This window comes from Microcystis sp. Msp_OC_L_20101000_S702, from assembly GCF_007095705.1.
GTDB lineage: Bacteria > Cyanobacteriota > Cyanobacteriia > Cyanobacteriales > Microcystaceae > Microcystis > Microcystis ichthyoblabe_A.
In genome coordinates this window covers 1-22816 of sequence record NZ_SFBO01000143.1, presented here as the reverse complement: position 1 = coordinate 22816, position 22816 = coordinate 1, and the positions used below count along the sequence as shown (strand labels likewise).

The following is a 22816-nucleotide window of genomic DNA, read 5'->3' as shown; positions in this document are numbered from 1 at the left end:
CTAGGCGGAAGCTAAAGTTAAACCGAAGGGTACGGTGTTGTCAATTTTCGCCCCTTGACTTTCCTCTAGGGAATGGGGGTAGAATATTTCCCCCTCTAGTTGACCGTCGGAGTCATCGTCATCCCCATCGCTGATATAAAGGCGTTCACAGGGGATATTATCGGAAAGGATGGCACTGGCCATCATCCCGGTATGAATCTCTAAGAAAGCATCCGCTAGGGTCTCAAATACTAAACGCTGCCCGGGGAAAACCACCCTTTCAAAATACCAGTTAGCAATATTGGTGATGCGAACAATTTGAATATGATTGGTCGCATTGACATAGCAACAAAGAATACTATTTTTCTTGCCGTTGGGGAGGGGATCGAGAATCTGTGCCATAGCAATTGAGGTGATCTTAAAGTGGATTTGTCATCGCTCCTTCACCCTAACATCCTTTGATCCCCGATAGTTGTAAAGATGATTACATTACTCGGATAAAAATCTACCGATAGCTTTTTCTGGTGATAGAAAGCGGTTTTTATTAAAAAATCATTAAATTTAACTAATGCCTAGTTTTGGCTATTTGTCAAGGGGGAAACTACGCTTTTTTGCTGTTTTTCTCAATTTTTTGCCCAGCTATTTAGGGTCAATCCTAATTTTCAGGGAAAAAGTACCTGAATTTTCCCCCTGCTCACTCCCAGCTCTGGTATTTTTTGATTGACAAAAAGTCTAAAATTCTTACCCAACAAGGTTTTTAGATTTATTCAGCCGGCCTTAAGTATGCGCTCTCTGATTCTATCTTTTTCGGTAACAATATCAACAACATTGTCAAGTTTACTACTGTTTAGCGGACTAAGCTGTACTGCATTTAAACTGCGTATTGGGAATTTTAGTACAAATGCTCGAACTGCCTCTCCCTGCTCCCTGCTCATAGACAGTCTTAACGAGTAATTTAGATATCGCGTTTCTCGCATCTGTGCGGCACAGTTAAACCTTTGCTGATTAAGCTGTTCAGGATCGAGACTGTACCTCGTGTGAATCAGAAATGCTATAGTCAACAGCTTACCACCTAAAGTCGGTAGCTGGAAAAAGGTTAATTGTCTCAGTTGCTGATTTTAGCCTCTAGATTAATCATCGAGAATTGAGCAAGCGATCGCATTTATGATCTGATTTTAATGGCTCTCTTAGGTTTGGTGGGCAAAATGTATTTTAAGATACATTCTTTCTGGCGAGCGAGTGGAAGGAACCACAAAGACACAAAGGACACAAAGACTGATCGATCCTCTGTAAGTTAAACTTATCACACAGAACCTAGAAGAGCCATTTTAATTTATTGAGGGTCAGTAAGAAGAATAGCGATAATTGACATTTCTTAATATCTTATCTCCGACCACTGATAATTAACATTAAGATAGAAAAAAACTTTCTAAAATCTGCTTAGATAAAGATAAATATTGACATTTGCCGTTAAATTAGTCAGCTTATCGCGCCAAATTTGCTAACCATGCCTTCCAGCAATCAAACCCCAGAAAACCAATCGCGTGAACTGATTGATGAACAATTGCGTCAAGCGGGATGGTCCATCCAAGATAAAAAAGAAATCAACTTCAATACCAGTTTGGGAGTGGCTATCAGGGAATATCCAACCGATAGCGGATTCGCTGATTATGTCCTGTTTGTGGATAGAGAACCCGTCGGTATTATTGAGGCCAAACGAGAGGAAAAAGGCTTGTACTTAACGGTGGCGGAGGAACAATCAAACAAATACGCTAATAGTAAGCTGAAATATATCAATAACCGGCCCCTTAACTTTATTTACGAAAGCACAGGCAAGCTGACGCGCTTTACCAATCGCCGCGACCCGAAACCTCGTTCCCGTCTTGTTTTTTCCTTTCACCGACCGGAAACCCTGCAAGAATGGCAAGATAAACCCAAAAGCTTGCGGGATAAACTGCAAGATATTCCCCCCCTTGACCCGAATGGACTAAGAGAATGTCAAATTAAAGCTATTACCAACTTAGAAGCCTCCTTTAAGCGAAATTTTCCCCGGGCCTTGCTGCAGATGGCCACGGGAAGCGGCAAAACCTTCACCGCTATTACCGCTATTTATCGCCTCCTAAAGTTTGCCGATGCCAAACGGGTGTTATTTCTAGTCGATACCAAAAACTTAGGAGAACAAGCTGAAGGGGGGTTTAGGAATTTTGTTCCCAATGATGATAACCGAAAATTTACCGAACTTTACAACGTTCAGCGATTATCCTCCAGTTATCTGGCCAAAGATGCTCAGGTCTGCATCTCAACCATTCAAAGACTCTATTCTATCCTTAAAGGGGAAAGTCTCGATGAGGCTGCCGAACAAACCAACCCGAATGAATTAGTACAAGGGAAACAACCGGTCCCCGTGGTCTATAATCCGAAAGTTCCTCTTGAATTCTTCGATTTTATCGTCATCGATGAGTGTCATCGCTCGATTTACAACGTTTGGCAACAGGTTTTATTATATTTCGACGCTTTTCTGATTGGTTTAACCGCCACTCCCGACGTGCGGACATTTGCCTTTTTCCATGAAAATGTGGTTAGTGAATACAGCTACAAACAAGCGGTAATGGACGGCGTAAACGTAGATTATCAAGTCTATACTATAGAAACGGAGATAACCAAGAATGGCGGGCGTATTCTCAGGGAATACATCGAAAAAAGGGAAAAATTAACCCGTGAAAAACGCTGGGTACAACCGGACGAGGATATTGTCTATACCGGCAAGCAACTTGACCGAGATGTGGTCAATCCCAGCCAAATACGCCAAATTATCCGCACCTTTCGCGATAAACTGCCAGAATTATTTCCCCATCGCCAAGAAGTCCCGAAAACCCTGATTTTTGCCAAGGATGACAGCCATGCTGACGATATTATTCAGATAGTCCGGGAAGAATTTAGCGAAGGGAACGATTTTTGCAAAAAAGTTACCTATAAATCGCCAGAAGACCCGAAATCTGTGCTTTCTCAGTTCAGAAATTATTTTAATCCCCGTATCACCGTCACAGTCGATATGATTGCCACGGGAACCGATATTCAACCCCTTGAGTGTTTAATTTTTATGCGGGATGTCAAATCTCGAAACTACTACGAACAGATGAAAGGACGAGGTACACGCACCCTTGACCATGATGGTCTCAAAAAAGTCTCTCAATCGGCCCTTTCTGCCAAAACTCACTTTATTATCATCGATGCTGTCGGTGTGGAACAATCAGCCAAAACCGATAGCCGGCCTCTAGAAAGAAAATCCAGTGTCCCTTTTAAAGACCTGATGATGGGCATTATGATGGGAACAGACGATAGCGATGCCTATATCTCCCTAGCCTGTCGTTTTGCGCGATTAGAACGACAAATCACGCCAAAAGAAGCTGAAAAGATAAAAGAAATCACCGGAGGGGCAACTTTGGGAGATATGGCCAAAGCCCTGCTTAATGCCACAGACCCCGATAATATTGAGGATAGGGCCAAAGAAACCTATCAAACCACAAATCCGACCCCAGAACAGTTAAAAGCGGCGGAAAAAGCCCTTACTCGTGCGGCTGCCGGCTATTTGACTGGGGAATTGAGTCATTACCTTGAGAATGTGCGGAAAGTACACGAACAGTACATAGATACTCAGAATCTGGATAGGGTGACATTCTCAGGATGGAGTGAAGCGCAACGGATAGACAATCAAGCCCTAATAAATGACTTTACAGCCTTTATTGAGGCAAATAAGGACGAAATCACCGCCCTGCGTATCCTCTATAACCTGCCCTATCAACAGCGTCCCGTCACCTATAAAATGGTCAAGGAGGTCTTAGATATTCTCAAAAAAGACCGCCCCAACCTAGCGCCGATGAGAGTATGGGCAGCCTATCAACAGATAGAAGCGGTGCCAAGCAATCCCACCAGTGAGTTAACGGCGTTAATTGCCCTAATCCGGCGTGTTATTGGCTTAGATGAGGTTTTAACCCCCCATGAAAAACGCATCGATAAAGCTTTTCAAACTTGGGTTTTTCAAAAACAGGCGGGCGCATCAGTAAAATTCAATCAAGAACAGATGCAATGGCTACGGGCAATCAAGGAACATATTATCAGTTCTTTTGCCTTAGAGCGAGAGGATTTGGACTATACCCCTTTTGATAGTATGGGGGGAATCGGTAAACTCCATCAGCTTTTTGGCGATGAGATGGAGGCTATTATCGAGGAATTAAACATCGCTTTAGTGGCATAAAATATGACTGTAACTTTAACCCAACATATTGCCATAAACCCTGATATTCGTAATGGCAGACCGCATATTGTCGGCAGTCGCATAACGGTGGCTGAAATTGCCATTATGTATCTGAAAATGGCGCAATCTTTGGAATTAATAGCAGGGAAATATCATCTTTCTCTGGCTTCGGTTTATGGAGCTATGTCTTATTATTACGAGCATCAAGGGGAAATTGACCAGCAAATGGCTGAAGATGAAGCGTTTGCCGATGAATTTCAAAAAAATCATCCTTCTCAGTTACAAGAAAAATTGAGGGCTTTGCGGGGTGAATAAACGGATTCGCTATCATTTAGATGAAAATGTTGACCCTGATGTTGCCTTAGCCCTTCGTAGTCAGGGAATTGAGGTAACGACAACTTTTGAGATGAATATGGCAGGCACATCCGATGCGGTACAATTAGCATTTGTGAAGCAGGAAAAACGGGTGATTGTTACCCATGACACGGATTTTCTCAAGATTGCAAGTCAAGACAATACCCATTATGGTATCGCTTTTTGTAAGAAGGGCAGTGGTTCAATTGGAGAGATTATCCGTAATTTGATATTAATTTATGAGGTGATGTCTCCTGAAGAAATGCACGGTATTGTCGAGTATTTATGACTTAACCATTGCTGAATTTAAGAAATTACTATGAAAACACTCACAAAATCACCCGCAGAAAATTATCTGATACTACACCCCATTAGTTGGCAAACCTTTGGGCGAATCTGCGAGGAATTAAGCCAAAATTCGAGTAAGCGTCTGACCTATAATCAGGGATATTTGCAGATTATGAGTCCTTTAATGGAACATGAGAACAATAACTGGTTTATTTCCCGTCTTGTCTTTATCATGGCAGAAGAATGGGATTTAAACATTAAAAGTGTCGGTTCTCTAACCCTGAAAAGAGATGATATTCAAAAAGGAATTGAGCCGGATGCTTGTTTTTACCTCAAAAATGAACCGGAAGTCAGAAATAAGTTATCAATCGACCTTAACCAAGGAGATAAACCCCCAGATTTAGCGATAGAAATTGATATTACCAGTGGTTCCCTCGATAAATTCCCCATTTATGCCGCCTTAGCCGTGCCAGAAATCTGGCGATATGATGGGAATAACCTCCGGTTTTATGGATTGAATCAGGAAACAAACGGTTATGAAGAAATAACCGAAAGTTTAGCCTTTCCCCTCTTAGATATAACCCTAATTCCTTCATGGCTAGAACAAAGGTTTATCATCGGAGAAACAGCCACCTTAAAGCAAGTGAGACAATGGATAAAAGAACAAATTAAGGAGTAAATATGACCTTACAAGATGTGATGGAATTAGCCAAGCAATTATCGCCGATGGATAAAAAATGCCTCGTTGAACAGCTTTCCTCTGAACTGAAACCCGAAGAAGTTAAACCGAAAACTTTAGAGGAAATCAAAGCAATTTTAATCCCTTATAAGCCCTTTTTAATAGAAAAATTTAAAATCCTTGAATTAGGACTTTTTGGTTCCTATGTCAGGGGAGAACAAACTAAAGATAGTGATGTGGATATTTTAGTAGAATTTTCCCAAGTCCCCACCTTATTTGATTTAGTAGAAGTTGAGTATTTAATTAGTGATAAACTTGGTCTTCCTGTGGATTTAATTGATAAAAAATCCTTAAAAGCTGCCTTTAGTGAACAGATTCTCAATGAGACAGTTTATCTATGAAAAGGATTGTCAAAAATTATCTAGAGGATATTTTAAAATATGCTAAAATAATCCAAGAACAAACCATAAATTTATCTTTTGAGGAATTTGAACAAAATGAGGAGAGAGTTTTATCAGTGATGATGGCTTTGGCAATTATTGGGGAAGCGAGTAAAAATATTCCTGATGAGTTTCCCTGTCTCTATCCACAAATAGAATGGCAGAAAATGGCAGGAATGCGAGATAAAATTATTCATGATTATTCAGAGGTTAGATTAATCACGCTTTGGCAAACATCCCAAGACAATATCCCTGATATAATTGCAAAAATGACAACTATTATTAATCCTCAAGAGGAGTGATTTTTATTAATTATGACTGACTCAAACTTAAATTATTCAGATTTACCCCTGGGGTGGAAAATTGTGCAACTTCAAGATATAGGAAAAATTGTATCAGGTGGGACACCATCAACTAAAGTTGCTGAATATTGGGAGGAGGAAATTTGTTGGATTTCTCCTGCTGATTTATCTGGTTATAATCAGAAATATATATCAAAGGGAAATAAATCAATTTCTAAATTTGGTTTAGAAAATTCTTCAGCGAAATTAATGCCTAAAGGTTCTATTTTATTTTCTTCTCGCGCTCCAATAGGATATGTCGCTATTGCTTCTAATTCATTAGCTACCAATCAAGGATTTAAAAGTATTATCCCTAATGAAAACATTTTTAATGAATATATTTATTATTATTTAAAATCAGCAAAGCAGCTTGCAGAAAAGCACGCAAATGGAACAACTTTTAAAGAGATATCAGCGAAAGCTTTTGCAAGTCTTTCTATTCCCCTCCCTCCCCTACCTGAACAACATCGAATTGTCGAGAAAATTGAAGAATTATTCTCGGAATTAGATGACGGGGTTGCATCCCTTAAAAAAGCGCTAGAACAACTAAAAACCTACCGTCAAGCGGTGTTAAAATGGGCATTTGAGGGCAAATTAACCGAAAAATGGCGCAACGCACATCAAGACAGTCTAGAGGATGCCGATACCCTATTAGAACAGATTAAAGCTGAAAGAAAACGCCATTATCAGCAACAATTAGAGGACTGGAAACAAGCACTTAAAGAATGGGAAAATAACGGCAAGGAAACCAAAAAACCCACCAAACCCCAACAGCCAAAAGATTTACCTCCCCTCACCAAAGAAGAATTAAGCAATTTACCCAGTTTACCTGATGGTTGGATGTGGGTGAAATTGGGAAATTTATGTGATATTATTGGTGGTGTGACAAAAGGAAGGAAATTAGAGGGTAAAAATACTATTTCTCTCCCTTACTTGAGAGTAGCAAATGTTCAAGATGGCTACTTAGATTTATCTGTTATAAAATATATTGAGGTACTTCCTGAAGATTTAGAAAAATATAGATTAGTATCTGGCGATATTCTTTACACAGAGGGAGGTGATAGGGACAAATTAGGAAGAGGAACAATTTGGAGAAACGAAATTTCAGATTGTATTCATCAAAACCATGTTTTTCGAGCAAGAACTTTCCAACAACTTATAAAATCTCTCTATATTTCTTATTTTTCGCAAACTCAGACAGCTAGAAACCATTTTTTTAAGCATGGAAAACAGACGGTAAACTTAGCATCTATTAATATGACCGTTTTATCTAATCTACCTATTGTTTTGTGTTCGACAGTTGAACAAAAATTGATATTAGATGAAATCGAATCAAGATTATCAGTATGTGACCAATTAGAAGCCACACTCACCGAGAACTTAGACAAAGCAGAAGCATTGCGCCAAAGCATCTTAAAACGGGCCTTTGAGGGGAAACTCGTACTATGATTAGGAATGATTAAATGAGAACTATGATTGAGGGATTGATGGGATGCTCAATTCAAAAACTTTTGATATTCGTAGTAAAATCTAATCATAGCCAATCAAAAAATCACATAAATCACAGTACGGGGGGTTAGAAAAATTATGTCACCCGTAGTAAAATCTAATCATAGCCAATCAAAAAATCACATAAATCACAGTACGGGTGGTTAGAAAAATTATGCGACCCGTAGTAAAATCTAATCATAGCCAATCAAAAAATCGTATCAAGTCAATAGCATGAGTTACGTTTCTTCTCAATATCCAGACAGCGAATTAACAGGTAAAATAATCGGTTGTGCCATGGAAGTACACCGCATACTAGGAAACGGCTTTCAGGAAAAAATCTATCAACGCGCCTTAGCCATAGAAATGACATATCAAGGAATTTCCTTTAGTCAAGAACACGAAATGAATATCATTTATAAAGGAACACATATCGGCACAAGACGAGTTGATTTTTTCGTAGAAGGAAGGATAATGTTAGAAATCAAAGCTGTCATTAAACTTGAAGATATTCACCTCGCACAAGCCATTAATTATATAGAAATTTATAGACTTCCCATCGGTTTACTAATTAACTTTGGCTCAAGAAGCTTAGAATTTAAACGAGTCATGAAACCAAAGCCAAAACCATGATTAGGAATCATTAAATGATGACTATGATTGAGATAACTAATAGGATGCTCGATTCAAAAAATCTAATCATAGCCAATCAAAAAATCACATAAATCATAGTACGGATTGATGGGGTGATAAAGTGGTCAAAAAATCTGATACTTGTAGTAAAATCTAATCATAGCCAATCAAAAAATCACACAAATCATAGTACGGATTGATGGGATGCTCAATTCAAAAACTTTTGATATTCGTAGTAAAATCTAATCATAGCCAATCAAAAAATCACATAAATCACAGTACAGATTGATGGGATGCTCAATTCAAAAATCTAATCATAGCCAATCAAAAAATCACATAAATCATAGTACGGATTGATGGGGTGATAAAGTGGTCAAAAAATCTGATACTTGTAGTAAAATCTAATCATAGCCAATCAAAAAATCACATAAAATATAGTACAGAAATGGCACAAGCAATTCGTCAAACCACCTTCGTTCAATCCGATGGAACAATAAAAATCGACACCCCCCAACTTCCCCAAGGGGCAAAAGTCGAAGTTATTGTCATCCTCGAAGACAATCCTCAAACCCTGTCAGCCGAAGCTTTAGCTATAGAAAGACTGCCCCAATTAGATAATCCCAGTCAATTAATTACTCTTATCCAAGCAGACCAAGAAATTGACGAAGATGAGCTAAAACAGTGGGTTGCCAATGAGCAAAGCTAAAAATCCTTATATTGTTCAAAGCGTCAAAGAATTACAAAATGACATCTCGCAATTACCGCCAAAACTGCAACAAAAATGGCAAAACTATCAAAAAATACTCGCCTTAGACCCCTATCAAACGTTAGGATTTCCTAGTCATAACTTAACAGGAAAACTCAAAGGATGTCGTGCCTTAGAAATCGATTGGAATGGAACCCCCTACCGTCTTGTTTATCGCATCCATGACAAACCTTCTCCTAAACGAGTGGTTATTCTAAGCTTTGCTGAACATGACCCTGCTTATGAAAAAGCCAAAAAACGCCAATAAAACCCTAATAAACAAACCAATGTCATGAATACCGCCTCAATTGTGTCAAAAGTTTGGAGTTTTTGTAACACCCTGCGGGATGATGGGGTCAGTTATGGGGACTACCTTGAACAACTCACCTACCTCCTATTCCTGAAAATGGCTGATGAATACGCCAAACCGCCCTATAATCGCAAAATCGGCATCCCCTTTGAATACGACTGGCAAAGTCTGCGGAGCAAACGAGGGGCCGACCTCGAAGCTCATTACCTCGGCATATTACGCGAATTAGGGCAAAAAAAAGGCTTATTAGGGCAAATCTTCACCAAAGCTCAAAACAAAATCCAAGACCCTGCCAAACTGCTCAAAATCATCACCATGATAGATGAAGAAAACTGGGTGATGATGGAAACGGATGTCAAAGGCGACATATACGAAGGACTTCTAGAAAAAAACGCCGAAGACACCAAAAGCGGTGCCGGCCAATACTTCACCCCCCGGCCCTTGATTTGGGCCATGGTAGAATGCTTGCGTCCCCAACCCATGGCAACTATTGCTGACCCTGCCTGTGGAACCGGCGGCTTTTTTCTGGCAGCCTATAACTTTTTGGTCAAAAATCATCCCTTAGACCGAGAACAGAAAGAATTTCTCAAAAAAAGCACCTTTCACGGTAATGAAATCGTCGCCAATACAAGACGCCTGGCATTGATGAATATGTTTCTGCATAATATCGGCGATATTAACGATGAGCAATGCTTTATCGCCTCCACCGATGCTCTGATTGCTCCTTCTCCCTTTAGCGTCGATTATGTCCTTGCTAATCCCCCTTTCGGCAAAAAAAGCAGCCTGACTTTCACTAATGAAGACGGGGAACAGGACCGAGAAGACTTAACCTATAATCGTCAGGATTTTTGGGCAACCACTTCTAATAAACAACTCAACTTCGTCCAGCATATTCGTTCCATGCTCAAAAGCACAGGACAAGCTGCCGTCGTTGTCCCCGATAACGTCCTTTTTGAGGGTGGCGCCGGGGAAACCGTCCGCAAACAACTATTATCAACCACCGACCTGCATACTATCCTCAGATTACCCACCGGCGTATTTTATAAACAGGGAGTGAAAGCCAACGTCATCTTTTTTGATAATAAACCCGCCGCTAAAGACCCTTGGACAAAAGCTATCTGGTTTTATGACTTCCGCACCAATATTCACTTTACCCTCAAGAAAAACCCCTTAAAACCCGCCGATTTACAGGACTTCATCACCTGTTATCATCCCCAAAATCGTCATCAACGCAGCGAAACCTATTCAGAACAGAATCCCGAAGGACGTTGGCGAAAATTCACCTATGATGAGATTATCGCCAGGGATAAAACCAGCCTCGATATATTTTGGCTCAAAGATAAAAGTTTAACCGACCTTGACAACCTGCCTGACCCCGATGTGCTGGCTTTGGAGATTATGGAAAACCTCGAAGCTGGATTAGAAAGCTTTCGGACAATTGTGGACAGTTTAGAAGTCACCGAGACTTAATGCTTCCAACTTCCATCGGGGAAGGTGAGAAATTCTAGACTAATACACTTGTTCGCACCATTAATTCTACCAAAAACCCCAGAAGGGAACCGTCTATCTGGCCACAAGCGATCGAGATTTTCCGGTATTGTAAAGTTTCAATCCAATTTTGATGGTTTTGCCATTGGTATTTTAGTCCCCCAGACGGGAATCGCCCTACATAACCGTGCTAGTGGTTTTACCCTCGAATTGGGTCATCCTAACCCCATTACCCCCGCTAAACGCCCTTTTCATCTGATTATCCCCAGTTTTCTCCGTTGGGATGATGGCACTTTTGATGGGTGCGCCGATGCAACCCCAAGTCCCCCGATAAATGGCGGTAAACATGGTTAACCATCATTTCAATCCTCAAACCGCCCTTGATGCCCCTAGATGGCGATTTTTACGGGGAAACAGCGTACTTTTAGAAAGGGGTGCAGCCCCCGAATTACTGCCCGGATTAACCCCCAGAGGCCATCAGGTAGCGATCGCAGATTCCTCCCATTTTGGCAAGGGTCAAATTATCCGGCAAATTGCGAACCTCGGTCTGATGGGTTAGCTTTGGGATACTAAACTAAAAAAAAGCTCGTGTTAAACACGAGCTAAATTAACTAACTTCAAGGACTAATTAGCCACCGACTTTAACTACCGGTTTAAAACTGGGAACCACCAGTTCACTATCCTGTTTAGTCAGCTTATTGTATAAGCGTTCCGTATTGGGGAAATTAGCGGCTGGTAGAGTCGGGAAACGACGATAGGGAACCGTATCTTCACCAAATAATTGTAGGTATTCCATGCTATTAACCATGGCACCAATAAAGGCCTTTAATCCCTGAGTTGCCAGAATTTGGTTATATTTCTGGATTTCTTTTTGATTCAAGGGAGCGCGACCTAAGAAGTGCTTAGTTCCCAATTCAATTACTTTCGTATTCGGATAGGGAGCATAGAATTCTTTCAGGTAAAGATCCGAACAACCTAAACCCTCAATAAACTCTTTCACCGTGATCTCAGCATTGCTTAATTTACTCTCTAAAGCGGTAAATTCGGCATTGATGATATAGGGTTCGAGATCCCGTTCAAAAATCTGACGATAGGCAGCGCGAACAGTATTTTGTACGGCAACTTTATCCAGATTAGTTAACAGTTTAAAGATCTTAGTTTGTTCCCGTTGAACCGTGACACCTTGACCGACACGGGATTGAATATCCGGTTCAGTGCGAATCGAGACCGAAGGTGTACCCAATTCAATAAAGCGCGGGGTTTCCTCTTTATCAACTCTTTGGCCGATATCTTCGCGGAGATTACCCAAACGCACCATCCGTAACTGCATCCCTTGGGGAGTTAGATAGCGCTCGTAGGGAACCGTATCTTCGCCAAAAGCTTCCGTATATTCAGGACTGTCGATAATGGCATCGATTAAAGCATAGAAGCCTTTTTTCGAGCAAAGATCGAAGTATTGATTCATTTCCTGACGACCGTAGGTGGGACGACCGAGCAGACGACGGTGAATATATTCGATCGCTTTCACCACATAGAGAGGAGTCCAGTAGATTTTCCGGAAAGCCTCGGATTTAGCTAGGGTTTTGATAAACTCGCGCAGAGTAATATCGCCATTTTCTAACTTAATCTCGGCCACGGATAAACGCTGACCTTCGTAGGGCATTCGACCGAAAACCTGACGATAAGCCGCTAAAATCACTCTTTGGGTGGAACTTTCGCCAAATTTAACGCTTACCCCATTGCTAGAACCGGGTAACTCGTTATTGAGACGGAAAACTTTCGGTCCCAAAGTACCGGGGAATTCACCTCGGGCGCCGGGGTTGCTATTTTGGTTATTAGTCGCCGGTCCGCGGTGGATGAGGATACGTTTGGTATCCTTACTGAAGGGAGCGGGACTAGAACTAGGTTCGCGGGTTTCTTTCGGGAAAATTGCCCCAAATTGGATTTCTAGGGGATCATTTCCGGAACCGTAAACGTGCTGATCCGGTAAGGGGCGATCGTATTTAGCAAAGGTGGTGATAAATTGGGGAACTTTGCGGAAAGGTGCGCTGTAGTTAAACAGGTCGATCTGCATCCCCCAGTTACGACATTCCTGTGCTTCTGCACCCAAACCCCGGAGATAGGGAACGGTTTCTTCGCCGAAATAGTCGGAATACTCCTGAGAATCGACTAAAGCATCGATTAACGCCCCTAAACCGCCGCTAGAGACGATCGAGAAGTATTTCTGCACTTCTTCCCGGGAGGAAGGACCGCGACCGAGGAAATGACGGAAAGCCAATTCTAGAGCGCGACTATTGATAAAAGGTTCAAAGAACTGTTTGCGATAGAGAGGCGATTTACCGAGACGACGGACGAATTCTTTCATCGAGATGTCGCCGTTTTTCACCTTCGATTCTAGGTCAGAAATGGACTGACTATAGGCGCGGGTGATGTCCCGTTCAAAAATTTGTCTGTAGGCTGCCTTAATAATCGAAGATTTTTCCGACTCCGATAAACCGGTTTTCATGACAAACTTTTGTCGTTTTTCGGCGCCATTGTAGTAGCTTTGGGGAAGACTTAAACCCTGTTGGTCACTACTGGGACGCTGACGCAGTTTATTAGAGGGGGTGGGGGCTTTTAATTCCCCCAGTAGGATATTGAAATAGTCACTGATTAAAGTGGCCGCATCCTTGTCTCTTTGGAAATACTCGATCGAAGCGGCCCGCATTTCCTGTAGGGCCACGATGGTGGCATCAATAGAACAGGCATTTTCGAGAACTTCCCTTAAACCGCGGGTATTAACGATCAGGATACTGGTATCACCAGCGACGATCGCGTATGTAATATAACGCAGGAACCAGGATAAATCCCGGAGGGACTTCTGCATATTGCTCGGACCGTAACGAGAGACGTTAATCGGTCGGAATCCGGGGGGAATCGGGCCGCTAGAGGCGAAAATCCCTTTTAAACCACCAAGGAAACCACCACCGCCACCAGACCCGCTTTCAGCGTAGGTAACGGTTCCTAATTTCATCCCTTCCTGGACGTTGATCATTTTACCCGCACCCACCAGGGCCAATTCTTCCACGGGGGGTTTTTCTAGGTAGGCCATGGGGGAACCACCGGTAAAAATCCGGTTAGCTGCCCGCGAGACGATCAAATCGGAGTTCCGGGTGAGCGTTTGGGCAATATCTAAACGCTTGCTCCCCGATTGGAAGTAGGCGATCAGTTCGTTGAGTTCGGGTTTATCGAGAAAGCGGTCTTGTTGTTCTGCTTGGGTAATGGCAGATACCGGGACGGTTTGATAGAGTTGGGGACGCGCTAAGGAGCTGCCACCGCTTGCCTTAAGACTCATTGGATTTTAACTATCTCCCTTGACGATGTGCTGAGTTCTCCAATCGTGGAGGCGATCGGTCTTAAAACCAGATGTTTAAACATTTAATCAGCATCTAGATTAAAACTTTTTGCGCTTCCTGAGATAGTTTATTAAGAATTGTATAGATTTTTTTCGCTCAAGTTGCCGATTGGTCTATTCTGACACCCCACTGGTATGGGAGGCTAACCAGTCTAAATAGGTCTGAGAACCCGCCACAATCGGTAAAGCGATGATTTCTGGGACGGCATAGCTATGAAGTTCCTGTATCTTCGCCGATAACTGCTCAAACTGCTTTAAATCGGTTTTAATCACTAATTGCCATTCGCGCTCGTTTTCAATCTGTCCCTGCCAACGATAAATGGAACGCATCGGGTAAATACTGACACAAGCGGCCAGGCGCTCGTTAAGTAAGGCGATCGCTAGGTGTTCCGCTTCCGTTTCGCTGGCCGTTGTCACCAGCACCACTCCAAAACCGGTTAATTTTTCAGTCATAAGTAGTCGTGCAAAATAAATTTCCTAGTGAAGATAGGCACTCATGCAAAAGGCAACAGGCAACAGGCAATAGGAGGAATAGATAATCAGTCTTTAATAACCAGATTTTAGTAGGATAACCGATAACTGATAACTGATCACTGATAACTGATCACTGATAACTGATCACTGATAACTGAATTTAGGCGATCGCTTTTTCTAAAGCGGCCAGATCGGGAATACAGAGAGATTCCTGCTCTCGTTGAATCAGGCCTTTTTTCTCCAATTTGGTCAAGGATCGGGTCACGGTTTCCCGGGCCAGTCCACTAATACCACTCAATTCCCGGTGAGGTAAATTAGGAATTATCGCACCCTGACCGCTTTTTTCTCCTTGACCTTCGGCTAAAAAGAGTAAAGTATCGGCGACTCTGGAGAGACTATCGGCCTCGCGCAAACGTAAACGCTGGTTAACTTGACGCAAACGCTTGGCCATTAACTGAGAAAGACGAATTCCCGCTAAAGGCTCCGATTTGAGCAGATTAACAAAATCTTGGGCGGGAATACTGCTAATTGTGGCCGTGGTTAAGGTGATAGCATCGGTGGAGCGGGTAGATTCTTCTAAAGCGGCCATTTCTCCGACTATTTCCCCTTTACCGAGGATATTTAAGGTGACTTCTTTGCCATCCATATTGTAAGTACGAATTTTCACCCAACCATCCAGAATAAAGTAAACTGACCCCCCCCAATCATTTTCTAATAAAATCGCCCGATTAGGGGGATGAGTGCGGGTGACAACATGAGAAGTAACTTTATCGATGGTTTCAGGGGGTAAACCGACCAATAAGGTGGCTGTATCCAATAATTTTTGAATCTCTGCCGATTTTTCGGCAGGATAGCGTTTTTCTTCCATAGTTTAATATTTAAATTTTGTTCGTTTCAAGTGAGTGATTCTACAATAGACAGTTGTGGGTATTTTTATTTATCTAGTGACCGATAAACAGGATTTTTCCTCTCTACTGACCGAGATCGATCGGATTCTTGCCAAGGTGATTTCATCTCTAGTTAACCCGCAAGAAGTTACTTCCGAGACAATTATCGCCACTCGTCAACATTTAGAATCGGCCAAAGCGCTTCTTTTTCCTTTATTATCCCCCGATCGAACCCCTGAAGTTGTCCGTTGGTCCCTGGGAATGGAGGTACAACCACCAGGGGTGAAAATCGTCTTTTTTCGGGAAAGCCAAGGATTGATCGATTTTTATCCTCTTTCTTGGAGTCTAGCAACGGGAACGAGCGATCTCTTACCCTGCTCTCAGGTGGAAGAATATCTAATTAGCTGGCTATCTAATCGGGATTTTAGCACCGATTCTTGGCTGTGGGAAGCCCTAGAGCGATTAGAAGCTATTATTATTACCGATGACGGGGAAACCCCCACGGATGACCTAAAAAAAGCCCTTCTCACAGCGCAACTAATACCCCCCGATCGCCTCTCTAGTCTGGAAACAGCGATCGCTACTGCTCTGGCCTATATTCCCACTAGCGACCAACCCCAACCCCAAACCCTACTGGTGATCGAAGGTAAACGAGAGACTACCACTTTAGCGCTGCTGGAAGTACCACGGCAAACTTGCTCTTTATCCCGTCAAGCGATCGCTCTAAGCCATTTTAACTACGGGGAAAACACCTATGAACAGGCCATACTCTCTCAGTTAATTTATCCTCTCTGGCGTTCTTTTTTACCCCTTTCGCTCTCCGATCTCACCGATACTAATCCCTTAAAAAAATCTTTACTGGCAGCCGCTAGATTAACTAAATTAATCCTGCAAGAAGAAAGCGAATTTACCTCCTCTCTAGCTGGTCATACTTGGACGGTCAGTCGCCTGGATTTAAATAAGAAGGTCATTATGCCATATCTAGATAATTTAAGACAAAAAGTTAATGATTTGTTAGAAAAACAGCAAAAAAGTCTTAAAGATATCGATCAAATAATTTTTAGCGGTAATTTTTTCTTAACCATTTGGCCCTATTTTCTAACAGAAATTCAGCAAGAATTTGCTGGCTGCCATCTAGAGGCACCCAGTCAGGAAAACTTCTCACCAGCAATCTTGGGTTTAGGTCGTCTCTGTTTATTTTCGGCTCTTAGAGGTGAGAAGGTCAATAATGCTTAAAAAATCGACCTCAGCCTCATTTAAAAGTCAGAATTTAGGGGTGAATAGAATTTTTAGGGTAATTGGGTCGAATACTCAACAAAGGCGCTGGTAATTCGGTAGCAGTGATGGTGGTTTAATGCTTTGCCAGTTGGACATTATAAGCTAAGACGCATTTTAACCGCCTATCCTTAGATTAGCAACAATCTCCCCCAATCCCTTTACTATTGCCCCTTGTCTCATCTCAACAAGCAGTTTAAATACACGGACAGCTTATTATTCATAGCAGATAACCAAGGAGGTGGGTTATGTGGATAAATTTTGATCAACTCCTCGATTTACCAAATGTAACAGTGGTCAATTATCAAAAAATTGCTCAGACAATTTTCCTAAAGCTTGCTCTTTTAAATGAAACAATTGAATGTCCGATGAAATACAATTGCAATTTGCTTTATCCAATGGTCGCGTGATTTTTACTCAAGATACTGATTTTTTAAGAATCAATCAACTAGCACGTTGCTTCAAGTCAGAAAAATTCCCCTCTATCCGTCCCAACCTAATCGAGACTATTGGTCACTGGCTAAATAACGCGATCGCCGAACCATAAAAAAATGCCTGCCAAAGATATTTTCCATGATTGTGTAAAACACGCCCTAATCAAAGATGGCTGGATAGTTACCGATGATACCTTAAGTCTTAAAATTGGCAAAAAAGACTTGTTTATTGATCTAGCAGAGGAACTGTTAACACAAATTGATCCCCCCTAGTCCCCAAAAGAAGAATCTCCCCATGAGTAACCCTATTATCATTGAAACTGACTTAAAAGATATTCTCGCTAAACTTGACAATCGGTTAGAGCGAATCGAAACAAAACTAGAAGTATTACCGAAAATAGAGGCCGAAGTTTCCCAACTCAAAGAAGATGTCAAAGACTTGAAAGAAAGGGCAACGGCTCAAATATGGGCTTTGATAGTCACTGTTATCGGTGCAACTGTTGCAGCAATTATCAAATTCGGTTTTCTGACTAAAACTTAAATCATCCCTAAAAACTAAGTTGGAACTAGACAAGTTCCAACCAGTAACAAAAAATTGACCTTGAAGATTAACGACGGATTGGTGCCATCGCACCGTCGGCAGCAGCGCGAAAAGGTTCCACTGCCTCGCTATAATCGATCGGTAAAATAGCCACCACGTTATCGTGAGGACGGGGAATAATTACCCAGGTTTCTAAAGCTGCCCCCTCGGTTTTATTGACGGCTTCAATGCCGGCAGCCATAGCGGTTTTTACCTCCTGTACATCCCCACGAATATTGAGGGTAAAACGGGCGCTTCCTGCCCTTAAATAACCAACAATCGTGATCCGTCCTGCTTTTACCATCGCATCGGCGGCCGCTAGAATACCGGGGAAACCTTTGGTCTCGATCGATCCCACCGCGGGTTGGGCTGTCATAAATTAACTCCTAATAACAAAAATCAGATAAGTTTAATTGATAGAATCCAATCTATTTTCCAGTCTTTAACTATAGTCTAGTTTGGGGCCAATCGCTAGGGAAATTAACTGCGAAAACGGTCCGACTTAGGCGTATGCTGCACTGGTAAAACCGCCAGTACATTTTCTGGAGGATTCGGTACGATGTAATGACTGACCACATTACCACCAAAAGCGGTCATCGCCGCCGCTAATCCTGCCTCTACTGCTGGTTTAACCTCGGAAATCGGACCGCGAATCGCCACCAAAAATTCGCCCCTTTCCGCTAGATCAAAATAAACTAGGGTGACTCGTCCCCCTTTAACCATGGCATCCGCCGCCGCTAAAACGGGGGGAAAACCCAACGTTTGAATGACTCCGACCGCCTCGGGCATTTTTCCTGATCTCCTGCGAAAGCAATTTTACATTATACCCCGATCCTGTCTTGATATTTTCTTCTGGAAATCCTCGACCGATCGAGCCTGTTTTTTCTCCAAATACTGTTGATGGGACTGATCGGCCAGATAATAATCTCCTGCGGGTTCGATCAAAGTAACGATATCCTGCTGAAACTTTCCCGATAGTTGTAGTTGACGCTTGGAAGCAGTGGCGATTAACTTTTGTTCCGGGGTGTGATAAAAAATAATCGATCGATATTGTTCTCCCCGGTCCGGTCCTTGGCGATTTAACTGAGTCGGATCATGGATTGACCAAAAAACAGCTAATAACGCCTCGTAGCTTATTTCTTGGGGATTATATTCAATTTGTGCCACTTCCGCATGACCGGTAATTCGCGATAAGACATCGAGATAACTAGGATTGGGAAAATTTCCCCCCATATAACCCACAGAAGTCGCTAAAACCCCTGGTAAACGCCGAAATGCGTCCTCGGTTTTCCAAAAACAGCCGGCCCCAAAGGTGGCTTTTTCGCCGTTATTCATTTCTCCTCACATCCTTGGCAAATTCTACAACTGCTTTTGTAATTGCTTCGCTTAAATTAGCATAAACTTTGGCAAAAGGGGGAGCTTTTTCGGTTAATCCTAGGATATCCGCCGTTACTAACACCTGACCATCACAATCTTCCCCCGCACCGATACCAATCGTCGGGATAGTCAATTTATCGGTAATAGTAGCGGCTAAATTGGCGGGAATATGTTCCAAAACGAGGGCAAATACTCCCGCTTTCTCCAAGGCTAAAGCTTCCTCGATTAATCTTTGTGCATCCGATGGAGTTTTTCCCTGCTGACGGTATCCTAACCGATGGACCGACTGGGGAGTTAATCCGATATGACCCATAACAGGGATGCCTATCTCGGTTAAACGGCTAATAGTCTCGATCATAGCGGGATAACCTCCCTCTAATTTTACCCCTTGCACTCCCGCTTCCTTTAACATCCTTCCGGCGGAGTGAATTGCCTGACTGACACTTTCCTGATAGCTGAGAAAAGGCAAATCACAGACAACTAAAGCTTGTTTTACCCCGCGAGACACGGCCGCCGCGTGGTGAATCATCGCCTCGAGGGTGATCGGTAAAGTGGTAGGATAGCCCAAAGCGGTCATAGCTAAGGAATCACCTACCAAGATAATATCAATTCCTGCCCGATCGAGCAGTCGCGCGATCGGATAATCCCAAGCTGTGAGGGTGACAATCGCGCGTTTTTGCTGTTTCCACTCGATTAATTTGCTGGTGGTGACTGTCATTATTTATTCACTGCGGACAGCTTCGAGAATACGGGAAAAATAGAAACGAGTGCTAGTCATACTCGTCCGTTCAATTTTAAAGCCATTTTCGTTTAAAGCGGCGATAATAGTTTTTTCCTTGTGTTGATAAGCGCGAGTGGTTTTACTCGGACCGGGGAAAAATTGACCAATTTTCTTGAGAATGGTTAATAAACAGGTTTTAGGGGCAAAACTGAGGATTAAACGGGATTGAGCTAGGGTTCCCAAGTGTTTAATCATGCCTAAGGCTTCTTCTGTGGGATAGTGAATGAGAACATCAAGACAGATGACTGTGTGATATTGGCCGGTTAATGCTTCTAAATCTTGAACGGCAAAGGTGAGTTTACCGGTATCTGCTAACTCTTTGGACGCTCTTTCCTTGGCTTCTGTCACCATTTTCTCAGAAATATCACTGGCGAAAATAGTTGCGCCCGCTTGAGCGAGGGGAATACTAAGACTACCGACTCCACAACCGGCATCACAGATCGAGAGATTAGGCAAATTGTCATCACTTTCTAACCAACCAATAACGGTATCGATCGTCTGTTGATGACCGATGCGAATATCTTTTTGTACTTTGTTAACTTCGCCATCCCCATAAATCCGGCGCCAGCGATCGAATCCCGTGGCGTTAAAATAGTCCTTGACTATGGCTTTATCGTCTAATGTGTTGGTCATAAGGAAATCTAAACGAGCGGAGATGGTTATTAGTTTATCCTACCGTGAAAGCTCTCAACGGTTGCTGCTGATAGCTGACTCCTGACTGCTCAGGAGAGGACCGGGAGCGATGGCAACTCTGTGGAAAAGCTTAATTTGTTTTTCGCTTCACCGTTAGTTAACCTAAAGTGAATATCATGTAATCGTCCCAAGATCGATTAGTAAGGGTTCCATGTCAATTATTACCCATAGAACTAAGATCGTAGCCACGATCGGCCCTGCCAGTAATTCGCCAGAAGTCCTCAAGGAAATGATCGGTGCGGGGATGAATGTAGCGCGGCTAAACTTTTCCCACGGTAGCTACGAAGATCATGCGAGAGTTGTTAGCCTTTTACGGCAAATTTCTCAAGAATTAGACAATCCGATCACTCTCCTGCAAGATTTACAAGGGCCGAAAATTCGCGTCGGTAATCTCCCCAATGGTTCGATTACCATCAACGACGGCGATTATCTCACCCTTGTACCCATGGATGAGTATCGGGGAGAACCGAACACCGTTTCGATCGATTATCCCTATCTGGCCGAGGAAGCACAGCTAGGTGAGCAAATTCTCCTTGATGATGGCTTATTAGAGCTAAAAATCATTGAAATTAACGGAAAAGATCTAAAATGTCAAGTATTGGAGGGAGGAATTCTCAAGAGTCGCAAGGGAGTTAATCTACCCCGTCTCAATTTGCGCTTACCTTCCATGACCGAAAAAGACAAACAAGACCTAGAATTTGGTCTTGCTCAGGGGGTTGATTGGGTTTCCCTGAGTTTTGTTCGTAAAGGAGAAGATATCAAGGCGATTAAGGCATTTTTAGCCGAGAGAAATCATGGGGATGTGCCAGTGATGGCTAAAATTGAAAAACCGCAAGCGATCGAAAATTTGGAGTCAATTATCGAGGAATGTGACGGAATTATGGTGGCCCGGGGCGATTTGGGGGTAGAATTAAGTCCCGAAAAAGTCCCCATGTTGCAAAAACGCATTATCAAACTCTGCAACATGAAAACTATTCCCGTCATCACTGCCACCCAGATGTTAGAAAGCATGATTCACAATCCCCGACCGACTCGGGCCGAGGCTAGTGATGTGGCTAATGCGATTATCGATGGAACCGATGCGGTGATGTTATCGGGGGAATCAGCAGTGGGAGATTTTCCCGTCAAAGCTGTGGCTATGTTGGCCAAAATCGCCCATGATGTGGAAGCGGATGTGAAGTTTGATAATGCTCCCCCCAATCAGTCCGATGAAACTCACGCTCTCAGTGAGGCTTTAGTGGCGATCGATCAAACCCTTGATCTCCGTTATATTGTCACTTTTACCACCTCTGGCTACACTTCGCTACTGGCTTCTAAGGAACGTCCCTCGGTTCCTGTCATTGCCATGACTCCCAACAAACGAGTCTATCACCGTCTCAATCTAGTCTGGGGTGTGATCCCGATTCTTCTTGATCATCAGGTGTCCGTCTTTGAGGATGTGTTAAAGCAAACGGAATCAATTCTGCTTCAGAAAAATCTAGCCCAATCCGGCGATAAAATCCTGATTATGGCGGGAATTCCCATGCAGAAAACTAAAGGCACTAATTTCCTCAAAATTCACAGGATTCCCTAAGTTCTAGGATTCGGGAGTCAGGAGTCAGGAGACAGAAGACAGGAGACAGGAGACAGGAGATTATTTCTATTTATTCTCCCCACACCCCACTTCCCCATCTCCCCACTTCCCAAGAAAACCCATGTCAAAACTTGTATTAATTCGTCACGGCCAAAGTCTTTGGAATGCGGCCAATAAATTCACTGCATGGGTCGATGTTCCCTTAAGTGAACGCGGTAGGGCTGAAGCCTTGACATCCTCGCCGCACTTTTAGGGCGGCGATTCCTAAACCTCACGATTTAAGTTTCTGCTTCCACCACCGTCGCATACCACAGTTAAAAAACCATGTACTGTCTTACACAGAGTCCA

Annotated in this window: 26 protein-coding genes and 3 pseudogenes; 20 read left to right on the top strand and 9 right to left on the bottom strand. The window is 42.7% G+C overall.

Annotated features, from left to right (window positions below; genetic code table 11):
* Complete coding sequence (locus EWV60_RS15550) at positions 1-381, bottom strand: DUF1830 domain-containing protein (RefSeq protein WP_193960783.1); 381 nt, start codon at positions 379-381, stop codon at positions 1-3.
* A 1105-nt stretch (positions 382-1486) separates the two neighbouring features.
* Here EWV60_RS15550 and EWV60_RS15545 point away from each other — a divergent pair.
* From EWV60_RS15545 to EWV60_RS15485, 13 genes are all read left to right on the top strand, one after another.
* A complete protein-coding gene (locus tag EWV60_RS15545) occupies positions 1487-4234 on the top strand; it encodes a type I restriction endonuclease subunit R (RefSeq protein ID WP_287233198.1) in 2748 nt (915 codons plus the stop codon).
* Positions 4235-4237: 3 nt separating this feature from the next.
* Complete coding sequence (locus EWV60_RS15540) at positions 4238-4549, top strand: DUF433 domain-containing protein (RefSeq protein ID WP_271936244.1); 312 nt, start codon at positions 4238-4240, stop codon at positions 4547-4549.
* Positions 4542-4877, top strand: a complete 336-nt coding sequence (locus EWV60_RS15535) for a DUF5615 family PIN-like protein (RefSeq protein WP_272104639.1) — start codon at positions 4542-4544, stop codon at positions 4875-4877. Before EWV60_RS15540 ends, EWV60_RS15535 begins: the two co-directional genes overlap by 8 nt.
* 30 nt (positions 4878-4907) lie before the next feature.
* Complete coding sequence (locus EWV60_RS15530) at positions 4908-5555, top strand: Uma2 family endonuclease (protein WP_272104640.1); 648 nt, start codon at positions 4908-4910, stop codon at positions 5553-5555.
* Positions 5556-5557: 2 nt separating this feature from the next.
* A complete protein-coding gene (locus tag EWV60_RS15525; RefSeq protein ID WP_287233193.1) occupies positions 5558-5956 on the top strand; it encodes a nucleotidyltransferase family protein in 399 nt (132 codons plus the stop codon).
* Positions 5953-6297, top strand: a complete 345-nt coding sequence (locus EWV60_RS15520) for a HepT-like ribonuclease domain-containing protein (protein WP_287233191.1) — start codon at positions 5953-5955, stop codon at positions 6295-6297. The genes EWV60_RS15525 and EWV60_RS15520 overlap by 4 nt, the downstream gene beginning before the upstream one ends.
* Before the next feature lie 12 nt (positions 6298-6309).
* Positions 6310-7785 carry a restriction endonuclease subunit S gene (locus EWV60_RS15515; RefSeq protein ID WP_287233190.1) on the top strand — a complete coding sequence of 492 codons (1476 nt, stop codon included), beginning with the start codon at positions 6310-6312 and terminating at the stop codon, positions 7783-7785.
* Positions 7786-8058: 273 nt separating this feature from the next.
* On the top strand, positions 8059-8457 hold the full coding sequence (locus EWV60_RS15510; RefSeq protein ID WP_002792077.1) for a GxxExxY protein: 399 nt from the start codon (positions 8059-8061) through the stop codon (positions 8455-8457).
* A 445-nt stretch (positions 8458-8902) separates the two neighbouring features.
* Positions 8903-9163 (top strand): hypothetical protein, encoded by a 261-nt coding sequence (locus EWV60_RS15505; RefSeq protein ID WP_002775395.1) that lies wholly within the window; start codon positions 8903-8905, stop codon positions 9161-9163.
* Complete coding sequence (locus EWV60_RS15500; protein WP_002733533.1) at positions 9150-9470, top strand: type II toxin-antitoxin system RelE family toxin; 321 nt, start codon at positions 9150-9152, stop codon at positions 9468-9470. Before EWV60_RS15505 ends, EWV60_RS15500 begins: the two co-directional genes overlap by 14 nt.
* 24 nt (positions 9471-9494) lie before the next feature.
* Entirely contained in the window at positions 9495-10982 is a 1488-nt protein-coding gene (locus EWV60_RS15495) for a class I SAM-dependent DNA methyltransferase (RefSeq protein WP_287233187.1), read from the top strand.
* Positions 10983-11030: 48 nt separating this feature from the next.
* Complete coding sequence (locus EWV60_RS15490; protein WP_258012262.1) at positions 11031-11354, top strand: gamma-glutamyltransferase; 324 nt, start codon at positions 11031-11033, stop codon at positions 11352-11354.
* Positions 11347-11559: a gamma-glutamyltransferase gene (locus tag EWV60_RS15485; protein WP_193978545.1), complete on the top strand. Its 213-nt coding sequence runs from the start codon at positions 11347-11349 to the stop codon at positions 11557-11559. The genes EWV60_RS15490 and EWV60_RS15485 overlap by 8 nt, the downstream gene beginning before the upstream one ends.
* A gap of 69 nt (positions 11560-11628) precedes the next feature.
* Here EWV60_RS15485 and EWV60_RS15480 read toward each other — a convergent pair whose 3' ends face one another.
* From EWV60_RS15480 to EWV60_RS15470, 3 genes are all read right to left on the bottom strand, one after another.
* A complete protein-coding gene (locus EWV60_RS15480; protein WP_287233183.1) occupies positions 11629-14334 on the bottom strand; it encodes a phycobilisome rod-core linker polypeptide in 2706 nt (901 codons plus the stop codon).
* 174 nt (positions 14335-14508) lie between these two features.
* Positions 14509-14847 (bottom strand): divalent-cation tolerance protein CutA, encoded by a 339-nt coding sequence (gene cutA / locus EWV60_RS15475; RefSeq protein WP_271936257.1) that lies wholly within the window; start codon positions 14845-14847, stop codon positions 14509-14511.
* Between the two features lie 181 nt (positions 14848-15028).
* Complete coding sequence (locus tag EWV60_RS15470) at positions 15029-15736, bottom strand: Crp/Fnr family transcriptional regulator (protein WP_002732437.1); 708 nt, start codon at positions 15734-15736, stop codon at positions 15029-15031.
* 55 nt (positions 15737-15791) lie between these two features.
* Here EWV60_RS15470 and EWV60_RS15465 point away from each other — a divergent pair, with 55 nt between their 5' ends.
* The 5 genes and pseudogenes from EWV60_RS15465 (at position 15792) to EWV60_RS15445 (ending at position 18005) form a co-directional block, all read left to right on the top strand.
* Positions 15792-16991 carry a hypothetical protein gene (locus EWV60_RS15465; RefSeq protein ID WP_130756392.1) on the top strand — a complete coding sequence of 400 codons (1200 nt, stop codon included), beginning with the start codon at positions 15792-15794 and terminating at the stop codon, positions 16989-16991.
* A gap of 287 nt (positions 16992-17278) precedes the next feature.
* Positions 17279-17416 (top strand): annotated as a pseudogene (locus EWV60_RS15460) (ISL3 family transposase); the annotation flags it as partial.
* Positions 17392-17577 (top strand): hypothetical protein, encoded by a 186-nt coding sequence (locus EWV60_RS15455; RefSeq protein WP_002734259.1) that lies wholly within the window; start codon positions 17392-17394, stop codon positions 17575-17577. The pseudogene EWV60_RS15460 and the gene EWV60_RS15455, both read left to right, overlap by 25 nt.
* A gap of 4 nt (positions 17578-17581) precedes the next feature.
* Positions 17582-17716, top strand: a pseudogene (locus tag EWV60_RS15450) (element excision factor XisH family protein); the annotation flags it as partial.
* A 43-nt stretch (positions 17717-17759) separates the two neighbouring features.
* Positions 17760-18005, top strand: coding sequence for a hypothetical protein (locus EWV60_RS15445; protein WP_002775412.1), 246 nt, complete (start codon positions 17760-17762; stop codon positions 18003-18005).
* Between the two features lie 67 nt (positions 18006-18072).
* Here the strand turns inward: EWV60_RS15445 and EWV60_RS15440 are convergent, their stop codons facing one another.
* From EWV60_RS15440 to bchM, 5 genes are all read right to left on the bottom strand, one after another.
* Positions 18073-18420, bottom strand: coding sequence for a carbon dioxide-concentrating mechanism protein CcmK (locus tag EWV60_RS15440; protein ID WP_002733188.1), 348 nt, complete (start codon positions 18418-18420; stop codon positions 18073-18075).
* A gap of 104 nt (positions 18421-18524) precedes the next feature.
* Positions 18525-18833, bottom strand: a complete 309-nt coding sequence (locus tag EWV60_RS15435) for a carbon dioxide-concentrating mechanism protein CcmK (protein WP_002732196.1) — start codon at positions 18831-18833, stop codon at positions 18525-18527.
* A gap of 27 nt (positions 18834-18860) precedes the next feature.
* The gene (gene msrA / locus EWV60_RS15430; protein ID WP_287233178.1) at positions 18861-19379 is read right to left on the bottom strand and encodes a peptide-methionine (S)-S-oxide reductase MsrA; all 519 of its coding nucleotides are present in this window, start codon (positions 19377-19379) and stop codon (positions 18861-18863) included.
* On the bottom strand, positions 19372-20139 hold the full coding sequence (gene panB / locus EWV60_RS15425) for a 3-methyl-2-oxobutanoate hydroxymethyltransferase (RefSeq protein WP_002775417.1): 768 nt from the start codon (positions 20137-20139) through the stop codon (positions 19372-19374). The genes msrA and panB overlap by 8 nt, the downstream gene beginning before the upstream one ends.
* A 3-nt stretch (positions 20140-20142) precedes the next feature.
* Entirely contained in the window at positions 20143-20835 is a 693-nt protein-coding gene (gene bchM / locus EWV60_RS15420) for a magnesium protoporphyrin IX methyltransferase (protein ID WP_287233176.1), read from the bottom strand.
* 211 nt (positions 20836-21046) lie between these two features.
* Between bchM and pyk the strand changes: the two genes are divergently transcribed.
* Together pyk and EWV60_RS15410 are read left to right on the top strand one after the other, a co-directional pair.
* Positions 21047-22468, top strand: coding sequence for a pyruvate kinase (gene pyk, locus EWV60_RS15415; protein ID WP_287233174.1), 1422 nt, complete (start codon positions 21047-21049; stop codon positions 22466-22468).
* A gap of 121 nt (positions 22469-22589) precedes the next feature.
* A pseudogene (locus EWV60_RS15410) lies at positions 22590-22709 on the top strand (histidine phosphatase family protein); the annotation flags it as partial.
* Positions 22710-22816 lie beyond the last annotated feature (107 nt).

Bases quoted from the DNA above. Each gene is read 5' to 3' on its own strand.
- EWV60_RS15550 (WP_193960783.1), bottom strand. From the start codon at position 381: ATGGCACAGATTCTCGATCCCCTCCCCAACGGCAAGAAAAATAGTATT.
- EWV60_RS15545 (WP_287233198.1), top strand. From the start codon at position 1,487: ATGCCTTCCAGCAATCAAACCCCAGAAAACCAATCGCGTGAACTGATT.
- EWV60_RS15540 (WP_271936244.1), top strand. From the start codon at position 4,238: ATGACTGTAACTTTAACCCAACATATTGCCATAAACCCTGATATTCGT.
- EWV60_RS15530 (WP_272104640.1), top strand. From the start codon at position 4,908: ATGAAAACACTCACAAAATCACCCGCAGAAAATTATCTGATACTACAC.
- EWV60_RS15525 (WP_287233193.1), top strand. From the start codon at position 5,558: ATGACCTTACAAGATGTGATGGAATTAGCCAAGCAATTATCGCCGATG.
- EWV60_RS15520 (WP_287233191.1), top strand. From the start codon at position 5,953: ATGAAAAGGATTGTCAAAAATTATCTAGAGGATATTTTAAAATATGCT.
- EWV60_RS15515 (WP_287233190.1), top strand. From the start codon at position 6,310: ATGACTGACTCAAACTTAAATTATTCAGATTTACCCCTGGGGTGGAAA.
- EWV60_RS15510 (WP_002792077.1), top strand. From the start codon at position 8,059: ATGAGTTACGTTTCTTCTCAATATCCAGACAGCGAATTAACAGGTAAA.
- EWV60_RS15505 (WP_002775395.1), top strand. From the start codon at position 8,903: ATGGCACAAGCAATTCGTCAAACCACCTTCGTTCAATCCGATGGAACA.
- EWV60_RS15500 (WP_002733533.1), top strand. From the start codon at position 9,150: ATGAGCAAAGCTAAAAATCCTTATATTGTTCAAAGCGTCAAAGAATTA.
- EWV60_RS15495 (WP_287233187.1), top strand. From the start codon at position 9,495: ATGAATACCGCCTCAATTGTGTCAAAAGTTTGGAGTTTTTGTAACACC.
- EWV60_RS15485 (WP_193978545.1), top strand. From the start codon at position 11,347: ATGGTTAACCATCATTTCAATCCTCAAACCGCCCTTGATGCCCCTAGA.
- EWV60_RS15480 (WP_287233183.1), bottom strand. From the start codon at position 14,334: ATGAGTCTTAAGGCAAGCGGTGGCAGCTCCTTAGCGCGTCCCCAACTC.
- cutA (WP_271936257.1), bottom strand. From the start codon at position 14,847: ATGACTGAAAAATTAACCGGTTTTGGAGTGGTGCTGGTGACAACGGCC.
- EWV60_RS15470 (WP_002732437.1), bottom strand. From the start codon at position 15,736: ATGGAAGAAAAACGCTATCCTGCCGAAAAATCGGCAGAGATTCAAAAA.
- EWV60_RS15455 (WP_002734259.1), top strand. From the start codon at position 17,392: ATGTCCGATGAAATACAATTGCAATTTGCTTTATCCAATGGTCGCGTG.
- EWV60_RS15445 (WP_002775412.1), top strand. From the start codon at position 17,760: ATGAGTAACCCTATTATCATTGAAACTGACTTAAAAGATATTCTCGCT.
- EWV60_RS15440 (WP_002733188.1), bottom strand. From the start codon at position 18,420: ATGACAGCCCAACCCGCGGTGGGATCGATCGAGACCAAAGGTTTCCCC.
- EWV60_RS15435 (WP_002732196.1), bottom strand. From the start codon at position 18,833: ATGCCCGAGGCGGTCGGAGTCATTCAAACGTTGGGTTTTCCCCCCGTT.
- msrA (WP_287233178.1), bottom strand. From the start codon at position 19,379: ATGAATAACGGCGAAAAAGCCACCTTTGGGGCCGGCTGTTTTTGGAAA.
- panB (WP_002775417.1), bottom strand. From the start codon at position 20,139: ATGACAGTCACCACCAGCAAATTAATCGAGTGGAAACAGCAAAAACGC.
- bchM (WP_287233176.1), bottom strand. From the start codon at position 20,835: ATGACCAACACATTAGACGATAAAGCCATAGTCAAGGACTATTTTAAC.
- pyk (WP_287233174.1), top strand. From the start codon at position 21,047: ATGTCAATTATTACCCATAGAACTAAGATCGTAGCCACGATCGGCCCT.